Consider the following 15,925-nt stretch of genomic DNA (forward strand, 5'->3'; position numbering starts at 1 on the left):
CCCGGCCATCCACGATTCGCGCTGCTGATCGCGGCGAAGTCGACGGCCAGACGAAGGCGGCCGAGATCGAGGCAATGGCCGAACGGCGTTTATCACGCCACAATAAGGCTGCCGGCAAAGGCCCCGACGATCACGGGAGCTCCTGGCAAGGGGATATGTTCCGATGAAAAAAGCCATTCTCTGGACGGTGCCTGCACTGAGCGCAGTGGCCCTCGGCGGTTGCGCCAACAATCCACTGCCATCCGCCAACTCCGTGCAGGCCCGGTTCGACCCGAGCGGCCGCACGGTGCAGCTCATGGTCAGCGAGCAGGACCCGACAACGCAGGCCGAACTGGTCGGTGCGAATGGCGCGCCGGTTCAGGCCGGCAGCGTGACCTTGGTCAGCGAGCCGCACAGCTATTACGATAACTCTGCCTGCACGTTTGGCTCCACTGGCGTGCAGGCCGCGCTCCCGCCGGGCGGCACGCCGACTTGTGTCAGCGATCAGAGCGATCAGTATGTCGCGTCCGTCTCGATCCCGGCGCCGGCGGATTATACGCAACGCTGGACCGAGTATCGCGTCAGGCTGCAGGTCGGGGACCGCTGGATGGCAGTGGCCGCGCCGCCCCCTGCGCCGGGCTGAGGCGCGGGGGAGGAATGAACGCTTCGGGCAGAGGAAACGGCGCCGCCGCGCTTTCCTCCCTTCATCGCCCGCCCGCGGCACTCTAACGCACCGCGGCCCGGACCCGGCGCGAAATTCTCAGCCGCCCGCCTCCAGCTCATCGATGAACCCGGAAATCACATCCAGTCCCCGGTTCCAGAACGCCGGGTCGGAGGCATCCAGCCCGAACGGCGCCAGCAGGTCCTTGTGCCGCTTGGTCCCGCCGGCGCGCAGCATCTCCAGGTATTTCGCCTGGAAGCCCGGATGCCCCGACTGGAACACCGAGTACAGCGCGTTCACCAGGCAATCCCCGAATGCATACGCATACACGTAGAACGGCGAGTGGATGAAATGCGGCACGTACGACCAGAACACCGAATACTCCGGCGTGAATTCGAATGCCGGCCCCAGGCTCTCGGTCTGCACCTTCAGCCACAGCGCGCCAATCCGCTCCGGCAGCAATTCGCCGCCGCGGCGTTCGTCATGCAGCAGGGTCTCGAACTGGTAGAACGCGATCTGGCGCACCACCGTGTTCAGCATGTCCTCGACCTTCGCCGCCAGCATGATGCGCCGCTGCGCCGGCGAGGCCGTATTCAGCAGCGCCTGGAAGGTCAGCATCTCGCCGAATACGCTCGCGGTTTCCGCCAGCGTCAGCGGCGTGTGCGACATCAGCGTGCCTTGCGGTCCTGCCAGCACCTGGTGCACGCCGTGTCCCAGCTCATGCGCCAGAGTCATCACGTCGCGGGTCTTGCCGTGGTAGTTCAGCAGCAGGTACGGGTGCACGCTGGGCACCGTCGCATGTGCGAACGCACCGCCGGACTTGCCCGGCCGCAGCTTCGCATCGATCCACGGCCGCTCGAAGAACCGCCGGCCGACAGCGGCCAGTTCCGGGCTGAACGCGGCGTAGGCGTCCAGCACCTGTTTCTCCGCCTCCGGCCACTCGATCAGCCGATCGGCGTCGTTGGGAAGGGGGGCGTTGCGGTCCCAGTGCTGCAGCTTCGGCAGGCCCAGCCATTTCGCCTTCATTTGATAATAGCGATGCGACAGCCGCGGATACGAACCCCGCACTGCCGTCACCAGCGCATCGACAACCTCGTCCTCCACCATGTTGGAGCGGTTGCGGTAGCTCGTCGGCCGTTCGTACTTGCGCCAGGTGTCCTCGATCTCCTTGTCCTTCGCCAGGGTGTTGGTGATCAGCGAGAACAGCCGGATGTTGTCGCCGAACGCCTTGCCGATGGCCTTGCCGGCGGCCTCGCGCACGCCGCGGTCCTGGTCGGACAGCTTGTTCAGTGTGTCGCTGACCGTCAGCGTCTCGCCGGCCAGCTCGATCCGCATGGCCGCGACGGTCTCGTCAAACAGCCGGATCCAGGCCTGGCTCGCGGTCAGGTCGCGCTCGTGGTTCAACTTTTCCAGCTGGTCGTCCAGCTGGTGCGGCCGGAACACCCGCAGGTCGCGCAGCCAAGGCCGGTAGCGCGCCAGCGCCGCATCTTCCAGCTTCGCCTCCAGCACCGCATCGTCCAGGCGGTTCAGCTCCAGCGAGAAGAAGATCAGGTCGCTGGCGATGGCGGTGATCCGCTCGCTGACGGTCTGGTAGAACCTGCCGTGTTCCGGATTGGTGGAATCCTCGGCGAACAGAAGCTGCGCATAAGACCCGACGCGCCCCAGGATTTCCTGGATCCGCTCATACTCGGCGATCACCGCCGCCAGCGCGGCGCCCGACAGGCTGGCCAGCGTGCCGGCATGCGCCTGTGCGAAGGATTTCGCCATCCGTTCGGCCCGCGCCAGGTCCTCGGTGACCAGCGGCGAGTCCGGGGACGGGTAGAGATCGGACAGGTCCCAGGCCGGCAGGGGGCTGGCCAAGGGGGTGGCAGGTGCTGCGGTCATATCATTCATCGCAAAAATCGTGTCCTTGGCCTGATGCATCAAACCGTCATGTAGGCTAGGAAACACTGTCGTCAAAGGGCGTGCCTGCCGGGGCCGCCCCGCACACCCTGGAGGCAGCGTGCGTACCTACCCGAACTGGCCGAATCTGGCGGCCATGATGTTCTCGATGGCCAGGGCACGGTCATCGAAGCCGTTCCTGCGCTACTGGCGTTCAGGGGCGTGGCATTCCATTACCTGGGGCGAGTTCGGCCGCATGGCGGCCTCCTGCGCGCGGCACCTGCGCGCTGCCGGCGTCTCGGCCGGCGACCGGGTGCTGATCTGCATGGAGAACCGGCCGGAGTTCACCATCGCCGAGACCGCGCTGATGGCGATCCGTGCCATCCCCGTGCCGGCCTACACCACCAACACGGTGGACGACCAGGTCTATCTGCTGCGCGATTCCGGCGCCCGCGCCGCCATCGTCTCCTCGATTCCGCTGGCCAACCGGCTGGTGCAGGCGGCGGAAAAGGCCGGCGGGCTGGACCTGCTCGTGGTCGCCGACGGCGAGCCGGCCGCATCCGCCGGCGTCGCCCGGGTGATGGCATGGGCGGACCTGATGCAGGACCAGCAGTCGCCGGACGATATCGCGCAGGAGGCGGACCAGATTCCCCCCACCGCGCTGGCCTGCCTGATCTACACCTCCGGCACCGGCGGCACCCCGCGCGGCGCGATGCTGCCGCACCGCTGCATGCTGGCCAACTGCGCCGGCGCTTTCGAGGTGATCCGGCCGCTCAATCCCAGGAACGAGGTCTACCTGTCCTACCTGCCGATGGCGCACGCCTTCGAGCACACGGTCGGCCAGTACTTCCTGCCCAGCCTCGGCACCGAGGTGGTCTATTCCCGCGGCGTCGAGAACCTGGCGGCCGATTTGCTGGCTGCCCGGCCAACGCTGCTGACCGCGGTACCGCGCGTGCTGGAAGTGATCCGCGCCCGCGTCCTCGCCCAGGTGGGGCGCGAGAAGCCCTGGCGCCGGCGGCTGTTCCAGGACGCGCTGGCCATCGGCCTGAAGCGGATCGACGGCAAGCGCCTGACCCTGCGCGAGCACCTGCTCGAACCGCTGCTGGAGCGCACGGTGCGCGCCAAGGTGCGCGCCCGGTTCGGCGGCCGGCTCAAGATCGCCCTGTCCGGCGGCGCCCGGCTGGACCCGGAGGTCGGCCGCTTCTTCCTGGCGCTCGGCCTGCCGATCATGCAGGGGTATGGGCAGACCGAGGCGGGCCCGGTGATCAGCGTCAACAAGCTCGATGCCATCCGAATCGACACCGTCGGCGAGGTGCTGGCCGGCGTGGATCTGCGCCTGGCCGAGGACGGGGAAATCCTGGTACGCGGCGGCCTGGTCATGGACGGCTACTGGAACCGGCCGGAGGAGACCGCCCAGGCCATCAAGGACGGCTGGCTGCATACCGGCGACATCGGCGAACTCGACCGCGGCTACCTGCGTATTACCGATCGCAAGAAGGACATCATCGTCCTGTCGGGAGGTGAGAATGTCTCGCCGGCCAAGATCGAGAGCCTGCTGATGGCGGAAACCGAGATCGGCCAGGCGGTGATCTCCGGCGACGGGCGCAGCGGCCTGAGTGCCCTGGTGGTGCCCGCCGACGGCTTCGACGACGCCGCGGTCGCGCTCGCCGTCGATCGTGCCAACAAGCGGCTGTCGGCGACCGAGCGGGTCCGCAAGCACGCGGTGGTGTCTCCGTTCACCATTGAAAACGGCCTGCTGACGCCGTCGCAGAAGATCCGCCGGCTGCTGGTGATCCGGGCGAACGCTCATGTCCTGGCCAAACTGCATTGACGATGAACGAACTTAAGCGCATCAGCCATTGCGGGAGGGCGGTTGCTCTGCTAGACGGCGCCGCTCGCGTTTCGATCCAATCGTGGATACACGACATGCCCCGCCTGCCGCGCGGGGTTCATGCTGTTAGAGAAGGGGCACAGGCCCATGGCCGTTCCGAAGAGAAAAACCTCCCCGTCCCGCCGGGGCATGCGCCGCAGCCACCATGCGCTGCCGACCCAGGCGCATGCCGAGTGCCCGAACTGCGGCGAGCTGAAGCGGCCGCATCACGTGTGCAGCCATTGCGGCCACTACGACGGGCGCGAGGTCGTCGCGGCTGGCAACGGCCTGAAGAGCACGGTCCGGGTCTGAGGTCGGGCTCCGGCAAGCGTCAGACCAGCCGATGACCGGCCCCTTCACACTCGCCGTGGATGCCATGGGTGGCGACAAGGCGCCCGACATGGTCATTCAAGGCCTGGAACACGCGGCGGAGCGTCATCCCGCCGCACGGTTCCTGCTCATTGGCGATGAGGCGGCGCTGAACCCGCTGCTGGCGCGTCACAAGCGTGCCCGTGCCGCCTGCACCGTCCGGCATACTTCGGAGTACATCACCTCGGAGATGAAGCCGACCGCCGCGCTGCGGAGCCGGAAGTCGTCCATGCGGATGGCGATCGACGCGGTGGCGACCGGCGAGGCCGCGGGGCTGGTCTCGGCCGGCAATACCGGCGCGCTGCTGGCGCTGTCGAAGATTGTCATCAAGACCCTGCCGGGGATCGACCGTCCGGCCATGGCCGCCATCGCGCCCTCGGCGCGCGGCGACGTGGTGATGCTCGACCTCGGTGCGAACGTGCACTGCGATGTCCGCAATCTTGTGGAATTCGCCATCATGGGCGACGTGTTCGCCCGCACCGTGCTGGGCCTGACGGCGCCGACCATCGGCCTGCTGAACGTCGGGTCCGAGGAGCTGAAGGGCGACGACACGGTGCGCGACGCCGCCGAGATCCTGCGTGCGAGCCACATCGGCCCGCAGTTCCACGGCTTCGTCGAGGGCCACGACATCGCCGCCGGCACCACCGACGTGGTGGTGACCGACGGCTTCAGCGGCAACGTCGCGCTGAAGACGGGCGAGGGCGCGCTGAAACTGATCGGGGAGTTCCTCAAGCAGGTCTTCACCAGCGGCATTATCGCCAAGATCGCCTACCTTCTGGTCCGTCCGGGACTGGACCGGCTGCGCGAGTGGCTCGACCCGCGGCGCTACAACGGCGCGGTCATGGTCGGCCTGAACGGCGTGGTGGTGAAGTCGCACGGCGGCACCGACGCGCTGGGCTTCGCGCACGCGGTGGACGTCGCCATGGACATGGTGGTGCACCGCTTCAACGACCGGATCCGTGAGGATCTGGTGCGTCTTGGACTGGATAAGCGCAGTCCCGCCCAGATGAACGGGCAGGACCGCAAAGTCATTAGCTCAACAGCCGTTTTGGCGGGTGAGCCGGGCGAGGCCGCCGTTTCCGGCGGCGCGGCACGGCGGGGATCCAGCGACGGAACCCATCTCGCGACCGCCTGACCAGGACCTATTATGCCGATTCGTTCCATTCTTGCCGGCTGCGGAGGTTATCTCCCTGCCAGGATTGTCACCAACGACGAACTGGCCCGCACCGTTGACACCTCTGACGAATGGATCCGGGAACGGACCGGCATCCGCGAGCGGCATTTCGCCGCGCCGCACGAGACGGCGGCGTTCATGGGGACCGCCGCGGCCCGGGCGGCCCTGGCCGACGCCGGCGCCACGCCGGACGATGTCGATTGCATCATCCTGGCGACCACCACGCCGGACCAGGCATTTCCCGCCACCGCCCTGCGCGTGCAGGCGGCGTTGGGGGTGACGCGCGGCTTCGGCTTCGACCTGGCGGCCGCCTGCGCCGGCTTCATCTATGGCCTGTCAGTGGCCGACGGCATGATCCGCACCGGCCAGTGCAAAGGCGCCCTGGTCATCGGCAGCGAGGTCTACTCCCGCATCCTGAACTGGCAGGACCGCGGCACCTGCGTGCTGTTCGGCGACGGCGCCGGCGCGGTGTTCCTGCGCGGCAGCACCGACGCCGACGCGGAAACCCGCGGCGTGCTGTCCACCCACATCCACGCCCAGGGCACGCTGGGCGACATCCTGTATGTCGATGGCGCCGTCGGCCAGCCCGACAAGCCCGGCCATCTGGTGATGAACGGCCGCGAGGTGTTCCGCCACGCCGTCACCCGCCTCGCCGAGGCGGTGGACGAAGCGCTGGCCGCCAACGGCATGACCCACCAGGACGTGGACTGGCTGGTGCCGCACCAGGCAAACAGCCGCATTATCACCGCGATGGGGCGCAAACTGCACCTGCCGCCCGAGCGTGTGGTGGTAACCGTCGATCGCCATGCCAACACATCCGCGGCCTCGGTGCCCCTGGCGCTGGCGGAGGCACGCGCGGATGGTCGCATCCGCAACGGCGACCTGGTGGTGCTGGAAGCGCTCGGCGGCGGGCTGACCTGGGGCTCGGCGCTCGTCCGGCTGTGACGCCAGGCGCAGGATCGGCCGCAAATAGCTGATCCTCACCGATTTTTTTCATTGCAACCTTGACGTGTCGGCGTGTTACGCCTACCGTTACTGCATGCTGACCATCACGCGCGCCCACATTGCTGAGATGATCTACACGCAGGTCGGTCTGTCCCGGAACGAGTCCGCGGATTTGCTGGAATCGGTTCTGGACCGGATCGCCAGCCGGCTGGAAAACGGCGAATCGGTTAAGATCAGCGGGTTCGGCACGTTTTCTGTCCGCCAGAAGGGGCGCCGCATCGGCCGCAACCCCAAGACCGGGGAGGAAGTGCCGATCCTGCCGCGCCGCGTGCTGGTGTTCCGGCCGAGCCACGTGCTGAAGGCTCAGGTCAATGGACAGGTGCCCGGCCAGGACGATGATGAATGATCCGTCCGACCTGGATGACGGATCGGATCGTGACCTCCGGACGGTCACGTGAGCGCCGAGTCGCAAGCCCATAGCCTCGACGCGGGGACACGCTTACGTCCCAAGAAATCGCCCAATGCTTTCCGCACAATTAGCGAAGTCGCGGACGAACTTCACATCCCGCAGCATGTCCTGCGCTTCTGGGAGACGAAGTTTCCGCAGGTCCATCCGCTCAAACGCGGCGGCGGGCGCCGGTACTACCGGCCGGATGACATCGTTCTGCTGCGGCGAATCGCCGATCTTCTGTATACTCAGGGCTACACCATCAAGGGCGTCCAGCGGCTGCTGCGCGAAGGCGGCGGCCAGTTGTCGGACGATATCCCGCCGCCCAATGCCGAGGAACGGGCGGCGGCCGAGCAGGAGAAGGCGAGCCTGAGCGTGCAAGAGCCGATGCCGATGCCGATTCCTGGACTGGAGCTGGTGCCGCTGCCGCCATCCATGGTCCAACTCGTCCGCACCACCCAGCGCTCGAAGCTGGAGATGGAGAACGAGCGCCTCCGGGCCCTGCTGAATGAGGTGCTGGAGGCGCTGGTGGAAATTCGGGCGAGGCTGGGATAGCGGCTGGATCAGGCCCCGAGCCGGGCGAACAGCACGCCGAACGGCCCCAGGCAGCGTCCGGGATCGGCGAATCCGCCTTCCTCCAGCACCGTCAGCCGTCCGAACGCCGCCAGGTCGAGCGGGGTGGGCTGATCCGAGAGGTTGAACACCACCAGCAGGCTCTCCCCTTCATACGTTCGTATAAAGCCGACCAGCGGCTCGGGCAGGGCGACGGTGGAGAGCTTGCCGAGGCGCAGCACCGGCAGACCGCGCCGCCAGCGCAGGAAGCGGCGGAATGCGTGCAGCAGCGAGGCCGGGTCCGCCTCCTGCACATCGACCGCCAGGGCCCGGTGCGCGGGCGGAACCGGCAGCCAGGGGATGCTGCCGGTGGTGAAGCCGGCATGCGGGGCGTCGGCGCACCAGGGTATCGGCGTGCGGCTGCCGTCGCGGCCGCGGAATTCCGGCCAGTAGGCGATGCCGAACGGGTCGCGTAGGTCGCTCTCCCGTAGGTCGGCTTCGGTCAGCCCGAGTTCCTCGCCCTGGTACAGGCAGACGCTGCCGCGCAGTGACAGCAACAGGGCCATCAGCAGGCGCGCGAAGGCCGGGTCGGGTGGTGCCTCGCCACGTTTCGGGTTCCAGCGGCTGACGGCACGCTCGACGTCGTGGTTGCTGAACGACCAGCAGATCCAGCCGCCGGTGCCGTTGGCGGCGATCTCCTGCAGCAGCCGCGTCACGGTCGGCCAGTCGAAGCCGCCGCGCAGAGGCTGCAGCGTATAGGCCATGTGCAGTTGCCGGACACCGTCGGTGCAGGCGACGACGCGGCTGAACGCGCCGGGCTGGCTGGAGATCTCGCCCAGGGTCACGGTGCCCGGATACTGGTCCATCAGCGTGCGGATGCGCGCCATCAGCGCCAGCGCCTCGGGCTGCAGCATGTCGTGGACATGGCGCTGCATGCCGAACGGCTTGACCGGGATCGGGCCGAAGAGCGGCGCGGCGGGATTGCTGCGCAGCTCGGCATCGTGCAGCAGGAAATCGATCGCATCCAGGCGGAACCCGTCGATGCCGCGGTCCAGCCAGAAGCGGCCGATGGCCAGCAGTTCCTCCATCAAGGCCGGGTTGTGCAGGTTCAGCGCCGGCTGCTGGCCGAGGAAATGGTGCAGGTAGTACTGTCGCCGTCGCGGCTCCCAGGTCCAGGCGGCGCCACCGAACACCGACAGCCAGTTGTTGGGCGGCGTTCCGTCTGGGCTGGGATCGGCCCAGACATACCAGTCGGCCTGCGGGCCGCTGCGGCTGGCGCGGCTGGCGAGGAACCAGGGATGACGGTCGGAGGTGTGGCTCCAGACCTGGTCGACCAGCACCTTCAGGCCCAACGCATGCGCCCGGTCCAGCAGAGCGTCGAAATCCGCCATCGTCCCGAAAATCGGATCCACGGCGCGGTGGTCCGCCACGTCGTAGCCGAAATCGCGCTGCGGCGAGACGAAGAACGGGCACAGCCAGATGGCATCCACGCCTAGCCTGGCGATGTGGTCGAGCCGGGCCGTGATACCCGCCAAGTCGCCAATCCCGTCACCGTTGCTGTCGAGAAGGCTGCGCGGATAGACCTGATAGATCACCGCGCCCCGCCACCAGTCCAACCCTGCCATCGGAGTTCTCCTCACGACGGCGTGTACGAAGGGTGGTTGCGGTATTCAACTGAAATTCACGAAATCGCGAGCAGGCGGCGGTTAAGGCGTAGGGTGTCGCTTCCTTGTCGGGATTGGTGGGTGCGTCATGGCGCGGACAAGCCGCATCGGCGCCGACATGGAGCGACAGGGCCGCGGCCTTTCTCTCACCGTCATGGCCGGGCGTGTCCCTACGGGATGCACACATCTCGGAAACGGTCCGCCGCTGCGTTTCCCTTTCGTCATGGCCCGGCTTGTCCGGGCCACCTATTCCAGCACGTGTGCCGCGACAGGTGGCCCGGACAAGCCGGGCCATGACGATGGGGGAACGCTCTTGGCGCCCAGGCAAGCACTTGATTTGACGGTCATTTCCGACTCGTTTCCAGGATGTGTGCATTGCGTAGGGACACGCCCGGCCATGACGGGGAGGCAATGGACGCGTCCTCGGCTACCCCTCGATCAGGCCCGGCTCCAGGCATGACGCGCCCGTGCCGTTCGCCGCTGCGCGAAGCTGGGCCAACAGCGCGTGCAGTTCCCGGATGGTGAACGGCTTGCGCAACAGCCCGGCCAGTTGCCCGGCCGCGATGTCGGCATCCAGCAATTCGGCGTATCCGGTCACCAGCGCTATCGGGGCCGTGATGCCACGCTCCCGCAGCTCACGCGCCAGTTGCAGGCCGTTCATCCCGGGCATGGCATAGTCCAGCAGGATCAGCTTCGGCGGCGCGGGCAGCTGGTCAACCATCGCCATCGCCTGTTCGCCACCCGACGCCTGCGCCACGTCGCAGCCGAGGTCCCGCGCCATCTCCACCGTGACCTGCCGGACCGCACTGTCGTCATCCACCACCAGCACAAGCTCGCGCGGCGAGCCGGGTGTCGGCAACGCCAAGTCCGGCGGCGCCTCGGTCACGGCAGCTTCCGTGGCGTGCGCGCGCGGCAGGTACAGGGTGACGCAGGTGCCCTTGCCGGACTCGCTGTCGATCATCACGCCGCCGCCCGACTGGCGCGCCATGCCATAGACCTGGCTCAGCCCCAGGCCGGACCCCGCACCCGGGCCCTTGGTGGTGAAGAACGGATCGAACGCCCGCGCCCTGACCTCGGGCGTCATGCCCACGCCGGTGTCGGAAATGGCGACCTGGACATAGTGTCCGGGGGTCAGGTCGCCGTGCGAACCGGGCTGCGTGCCAAACGGCTCGATCGTCACGTTGCCAGTGTTGATCGTCAGGCGCCCGCCCTCGGGCATCGCGTCCCGCGCGTTGAGGCACAGGTTGAGGATCGCCGCCTCGACCTGGCTGGGATCGACCATGGCCGGCCAAAGCGCTTCATGCAGTTCGGCGGTTACCTGAACACGACGCCCCAGCGTGCTGGAGGCCAATGTGATCAGCTCCTGCAGCAAGGCATTGATGTCGGTGGGCCGCGCGGCGAGGCGCTGACGGCGCGAAAAGGCGAGCAGCCGGGAGGTCAGCGCGCCGCCGCGCTGCACGGCGCCGGTGGCCCGCTCGATCAGGCGCTGCAGCTTCTCCGCGTCGCTGTCGGTCCACGGCTTGCCCGGCTGCGGCACGCGGCGTTCCATCAGTTCGAGGTTGCCCAGAACCGTCGCCAGCATGTTGTTGAAATCGTGGGCGATGCCGCCGGCGAGCTGGCCGACTGCCTGGAGCTTCTGCGCCTGGTGCAGCGCGGTCTCGGTCTTCTCCCGCCCGGCGATCTCGACCTGCAGCCGGTTGTTGGTTTCCGACAGTTCGCGGGTGCGCTCGGCCACCTGGGCTTCCAGGAAACTGGATTGCAGCCGCCGCTCCATCTCCCGCGCCTGCAGCCCGGCGGCCATGGCGTTGAAGGATTGCGACAGGGCGACGAACTCCGATCCCGCGTCGCTGATGCTGGCCCGCGCGCTCAGGTCGCCTTCGCGCCACTTGCGCGCTGCCTGCAGCAGCGCCTGCGTCGGCCGGTAGATGAAGCGGCGCCCGGCGACCCAGGCCAGGATCACCGCCACGATGGCGGCGCCGCCGATGACCAGCAGGTCCTGGAAGGCGGCCTGGTCGATATCGGTGGTCATCGCCGGCAACGGCAGCGAGTCGATGACGGCCACGCCGGCTGGCGCTGCGGCGGCGGGCACGAAGGCGGCCACCAGCGTGTGCCCGTCCGGATCGGTCAGGGTCTCGACACCTTGCCTGGCGCGCCCGACCAGCGGCTTCAGCCAGTCCGGCAACACTTTGGCGGCGGCCGGGTCAGGGTCCGGCACCTGGGCGATGACGGCGCCCTTGCGGTCCGTGACCGTCAACGCGGTCCGGGCCATCGGCGAGGCATGGTCCACCATGCCGGATTCCAGATGTCTGGCCAGCCAGTCCGTGCTGAGGGCAGCCACCACCAGAAGCGGCCGGGCGTTCGGGCCGCTGCCGGTGACAGGCACGCCGATCGGCACGAATCCACCATCCTGGTCCGGCTCCGAGACCAGGGGGCCGATGGCGAGGTCGTGTGCCGCCAGCATGTCGTCCAGCCATTGACCATGACTCTCGGTCAGCCCGAGCGGGGCGCCGGCGGAGGCGCACACCACGGTCCCCGACGCCGGGGCCACGACGGCGAGAAAGCGATACGGCGCGAGGCCGCGGCGCAAGGCCGTCAGCCGATCGGCGCATCCGGGGGTACCGCCCTGGATTTCGGGGAACTGCGCGGCCAGGATGCCTACCTCGCGGGTGGCGTCAAGGATGCTGGCCATGTCGGCATTCGCCAGTTCTGCCTGGCGTAGGACGAGGCCGCTGAGCAGTCCATGCCGTTCGGCATACAGATTGACCTGCGAATAAACCTGCGCCGTGAGGATCGGCAGCAGGCAGCCCAGGATCAGTAGTACCAACCTGGTGGAGAGTTTCATGACTTCAGGCCCCGCTTCACGGTTCGTGCGCGGAAGCACACTTGTAACGGAAAATTAATGGTCGCCAAGATCATGTTGCAGAAACCGCGACCTCCTGAACCATAGGACCGTCCTTCCCCAAACGGTGCCCGGCTTGATGCGGCTACGGACACGTTACCTAGAACATGTTATCACAGAACACGGATAAGTCTTTGAAAGCGAGCACATTCTGCGGAAATGATGGTTCACGATTTAGCGACCCCGATAACGTTGCGGCGACATCGGCGCGCGACCGGCCTCCGGCACCAACGATGACGCCTCTGGAATGGCGGCAGGGCAGGTCGTTGTAAATACGATTTGGGTACCATCGGACAGCGCAACTTTTCCGCTATGCAACATAGCGGCCGCAGTTTCAGGTGCGGCCCCGCAGCCAGCGCCGGCGGTGCTCCGTCCGCCTGCCTTGTCGCCTGCCACGTCGGCGGATCGGACGGCGTCATCCTGGCAAGGGCCGTCGCCCGCATCGACCGCCGCGCCGGAGATGCGCAGCGGCCTCGGTTCCAGCACCGGCATGTCGACGCTGCCGCGCCCGGCTTCCCGGCCAGCGGTCGCGCAGGATTTCCTGATGGTCTGGATGGTCGCCTCCATGACGCTGCGGCGTACGCACTGCGCACGCACCGAACACGGTTCTAGTGCGCCATGGATGAACGAATGGTTAACGCCTGGGTTCCAAAGCGACGCAAATCCGGCCGGACGAATCCGGATGCCGCACGAAGACGTTACTGCATCGGCACGCTAACCATGAAGCCGGGCGTCTGTATCGGCTTCCGATCCTCGGGCAACTGGATCCGCGATCCCGGCGCGAAGCCCAGGCTGGAATCGGGCGTGTCGGCGTGATAAAATTTTACGTTAACCTTCACTTGTTCTTGATTGGCAACGAACGGCGCCCGGGCGTCGAGGTTGGGGACCGGCGCATTCTGGTCCAGCGGCGGATTGTCCGGCGGCAGCGGCGGCACCGGAAGATCCTCGGCGAAGGCGGCCGAACCGGACATCAGGATCAAAACCAGCAAAGCTCGAATCAAAGCGCCGTCTCCTCCTTACCATCAGCCATTGGACCATCAGCCATTGACGGCGACATCCGGTGGACGCCGCGGGGATCATCCGCCGGGTTGCCGGCCGGGCGGCCCAGCCCCCCGGTTTCGGCCGAGCGCCAGGCGTCCAGGGCCCAGCGCACGGAAGGAAAGGCAATGTCACGCCAGGGAATCTCATCCCAGGCGAACAGTTGGACATCTTCGCTCTCCGGCCCCGGCGCGAAGGACGGCGGGCCGGCCGCGGCGAAGCGGGCGCGGAAGATCACCTGCACTTGGCCGATCCGGGCAATGCTGAACACGCCCAGGATGCCGTCGATCGCGATGGCCGCCTCGGCCTCTTCCATGGCCTCGCGCGCCGCGCCTTCTTCGAGGGTCTCGCCAAGCTCCAGGTAGCCGGCCGGCAAGGTCCAGAAGCCCTTGCGCGGCTCGATGGCCCGCCGGCACATCAGGATGCGCCCATCGGCGGCGACGACCGAACCGACGACCACTTTCGGATTCTCGTAAGCGACATAGCCGCACTCGGCACAGACCGAGCGTTCACGGTTATCGCCTTCAGGAATGCGCCTTGTGAAAGAGGCCATGCCGGTAAACTGACGATTCGGGCGGCAGGGATCAAGTCAAAGGCCCGGGCTGCGACTCGATCACGCCACAGCGTGGCAAATCTGCCAGCCACAGCAGACCGCAGGCTGGTTGAGAAGGGGCGATAATGAGCCTACACCGTCATGGCCGGGCGCGTCCGCATAGGCGCTAACTTAGTGGCTTGGTGGCACGGCCATTGCTACAACGTCATGGCGGGCGCAGGCCCACCATCCACGCCTTTTGCCGATAACAGCACCGTAAGGCGTGGATGGCGGCCCTGCGGCCGCCATGACAACGGGACGGTGCGCCGCGTCCGGCCGCCTAAGTTAGCGCCTGTGGGGCGCGTCCGGGCCATTGCCATGAAGAGGCCGTGACCGGTGAAGACAAGCCGCCTCTGCCTCCCGACTTATACCAGCCCGCATAAAGAATCACTCATCCACGGTCGCGAAGCGCCTTTCATCCGGGTCTGGAGGCCAACATCGATGGGTGATTCTTTTCGCGGGTTGGTATTACCGGCGGTGCGCTCTAGTACCGCTCGCCGGAAGAATCGACCCTGTTGGACGTGGCGGAGGGTGCTGCGCCGCCTGCCTTGGCCATGGGCCGCAACGACCGCGGGCTGGGTCCGTGGCGGATGGTGCCAGAGTCATCCGGAACTGTCCGTGCCTGTTCATCCTTCCGTAATTTTCAACACGGAGAAAGCGGAGGGCCACCAAGGGCCACGAAGACCGGACCTTGCTGGCGGATCGGGACCTGGCCAGGCGCAGGATCAGGCTGGCGCATCGCAGCACCGGCGCAGGCGTGCACAGATGCCCACATGCCGCGTGCCTGAAGGCGGGGCGACGCTGCTTCATGGCCTGACTCGTTCACACCCCTTCGTGGCCCTTGGTGATCCTCCGTCTTCCTCCGTGTTGAAAATCGGTCGGCGATCCAGGCTCCGCCGCCGCCTTCGACCCACCCGGGACAGTCGCACCGCTGGCCGCAAACGCCCGTTGCCGTTCGGCCCGCCATGGTCCGCAAGGGCTGGAGGAACAGGCGCTGAATTTCCGACGGGCGGTACTAGACGGTGAGGTCCAGCAACGAGCCGCGCGGCATCGGCCGGGTCGGCGCCGGCGTCGTCGTAGGCGTCGACGCGGCGGCCTGTGGTGTCTTGGTCACAGGCGAGGGGACCGGAGCGGGTGGCGGCGTGGTCAGAATCCGCGCCGGCTGCACGTGCGCCGTTTGCCCTGGGGTAGCCTGCCCAGGGCTGGCCTGCACGCCCGCCGTCCGGCCCCGGGACGCCGGTGCCGCAGCGGTCTGGCCGGCGGACGAGACGGCTTTGGCAATCCCGGCAAGGGTGGCAGGCGACAGCATGGCGCCGATGATAAGTGATGAAAGTAAACGAATGATTAATCAGACAGCTTCCATCGAGACGGCATCCCGCAGCAGTCGCGTCGCCTCGGTGAGGTCCGCTTCGACCGCGGCCACGGACGCCGCTGTCAGCGCCATCATGTCGCCTGCATGGACGGCAGCCAGGATCATGCGAAGCCGGGTCTCCAGGGCCGCCATGCCGTATCCGGCGGGATCCGCCTGCCAGGCTGCGGCGAACATGCCCGGGGTCTGGTCCAGCGCCAGAAGCTGGCGGTTGATCTGCTGGCTCAGGGTCAGCGTCTGGTTCGACAGGGTCGCGTTGACCCGGGCAGCGGTCTCCATCCGCTGCGCCTGGATCGACCTGAGCGTGCCGATCCAGGTCAGGGCGATCAGGGCCATTGTCGTCAGGATAATCCCGAGGGCGCCAACGAGATGTTTGTCCGGCTTCATTGTTCCGCTCATGACGAGACCCCGACGGCGCGATCGGTAGCCATCCTATGCCTGAAAGACACGGTCACGCAACTGTTCCACTTGTGAGGATACCGCT

12 protein-coding genes and 1 pseudogene are annotated in these 15,925 nt (G+C 67.2%); 7 read left to right on the plus strand and 6 right to left on the minus strand.

From position 1 onward, the window contains the following. The first annotated feature begins 163 nt into the window (after positions 1–163). Positions 164–622: a hypothetical protein gene (locus tag CCS01_RS22625; RefSeq protein WP_104521030.1), complete on the plus strand. Its 459-nt coding sequence runs from the start codon at positions 164–166 to the stop codon at positions 620–622. 117 nt (positions 623–739) lie between these two features. Here CCS01_RS22625 and CCS01_RS22630 read toward each other — a convergent pair whose 3' ends face one another. Next, entirely contained in the window at positions 740–2,533 is a 1,794-nt protein-coding gene (locus CCS01_RS22630; RefSeq protein WP_408887503.1) for a M3 family oligoendopeptidase, read from the minus strand. A 109-nt stretch (positions 2,534–2,642) separates the two neighbouring features. Here CCS01_RS22630 and CCS01_RS22635 point away from each other — a divergent pair, with 109 nt between their 5' ends. The 6 genes and pseudogenes from CCS01_RS22635 to CCS01_RS36335 form a co-directional block, all read left to right on the plus strand. Then, positions 2,643–4,352, plus strand: coding sequence for an AMP-dependent synthetase/ligase (locus tag CCS01_RS22635; protein ID WP_239992356.1), 1,710 nt, complete (start codon positions 2,643–2,645; stop codon positions 4,350–4,352). Positions 4,353–4,499: 147 nt separating this feature from the next. Next, positions 4,500–4,703 (plus strand): 50S ribosomal protein L32, encoded by a 204-nt coding sequence (gene rpmF, locus CCS01_RS22640; RefSeq protein WP_104521031.1) that lies wholly within the window; start codon positions 4,500–4,502, stop codon positions 4,701–4,703. 31 nt (positions 4,704–4,734) lie between these two features. Then, positions 4,735–5,895: a phosphate acyltransferase PlsX gene (gene plsX / locus CCS01_RS22645; protein WP_104521032.1), complete on the plus strand. Its 1,161-nt coding sequence runs from the start codon at positions 4,735–4,737 to the stop codon at positions 5,893–5,895. A 12-nt stretch (positions 5,896–5,907) separates the two neighbouring features. Next, positions 5,908–6,879, plus strand: a complete 972-nt coding sequence (locus tag CCS01_RS22650) for a beta-ketoacyl-ACP synthase III (RefSeq protein ID WP_104521033.1) — start codon at positions 5,908–5,910, stop codon at positions 6,877–6,879. Positions 6,880–6,973: 94 nt separating this feature from the next. Next, a complete protein-coding gene (locus CCS01_RS22655) occupies positions 6,974–7,285 on the plus strand; it encodes an integration host factor subunit alpha (protein ID WP_104521034.1) in 312 nt (103 codons plus the stop codon). A gap of 102 nt (positions 7,286–7,387) precedes the next feature. Further along, positions 7,388–7,625 (plus strand): annotated as a pseudogene (locus CCS01_RS36335) (MerR family transcriptional regulator); the annotation flags it as partial. Positions 7,626–7,890: 265 nt separating this feature from the next. Here the strand turns inward: CCS01_RS36335 and CCS01_RS22665 are convergent. From CCS01_RS22665 to CCS01_RS22685, 5 genes are all read right to left on the minus strand, one after another. Further along, a complete protein-coding gene (locus CCS01_RS22665) occupies positions 7,891–9,504 on the minus strand; it encodes an alpha-glucosidase family protein (RefSeq protein WP_104521036.1) in 1,614 nt (537 codons plus the stop codon). Positions 9,505–9,970: 466 nt separating this feature from the next. Further along, positions 9,971–12,385: a response regulator gene (locus CCS01_RS22670; protein ID WP_146101905.1), complete on the minus strand. Its 2,415-nt coding sequence runs from the start codon at positions 12,383–12,385 to the stop codon at positions 9,971–9,973. Positions 12,386–13,140: 755 nt separating this feature from the next. After that, positions 13,141–13,377: a hypothetical protein gene (locus tag CCS01_RS22675; RefSeq protein WP_158258549.1), complete on the minus strand. Its 237-nt coding sequence runs from the start codon at positions 13,375–13,377 to the stop codon at positions 13,141–13,143. Positions 13,378–13,439: 62 nt separating this feature from the next. After that, positions 13,440–14,033, minus strand: a complete 594-nt coding sequence (locus CCS01_RS22680; protein ID WP_104521039.1) for an NUDIX hydrolase — start codon at positions 14,031–14,033, stop codon at positions 13,440–13,442. A gap of 1,387 nt (positions 14,034–15,420) precedes the next feature. Further along, positions 15,421–15,828, minus strand: coding sequence for a hypothetical protein (locus CCS01_RS22685; protein WP_104521040.1), 408 nt, complete (start codon positions 15,826–15,828; stop codon positions 15,421–15,423). Positions 15,829–15,925 lie beyond the last annotated feature (97 nt).

The organism is Rhodopila globiformis (genome assembly GCF_002937115.1).
Taxonomy (GTDB): domain Bacteria; phylum Pseudomonadota; class Alphaproteobacteria; order Acetobacterales; family Acetobacteraceae; genus Rhodopila; species Rhodopila globiformis.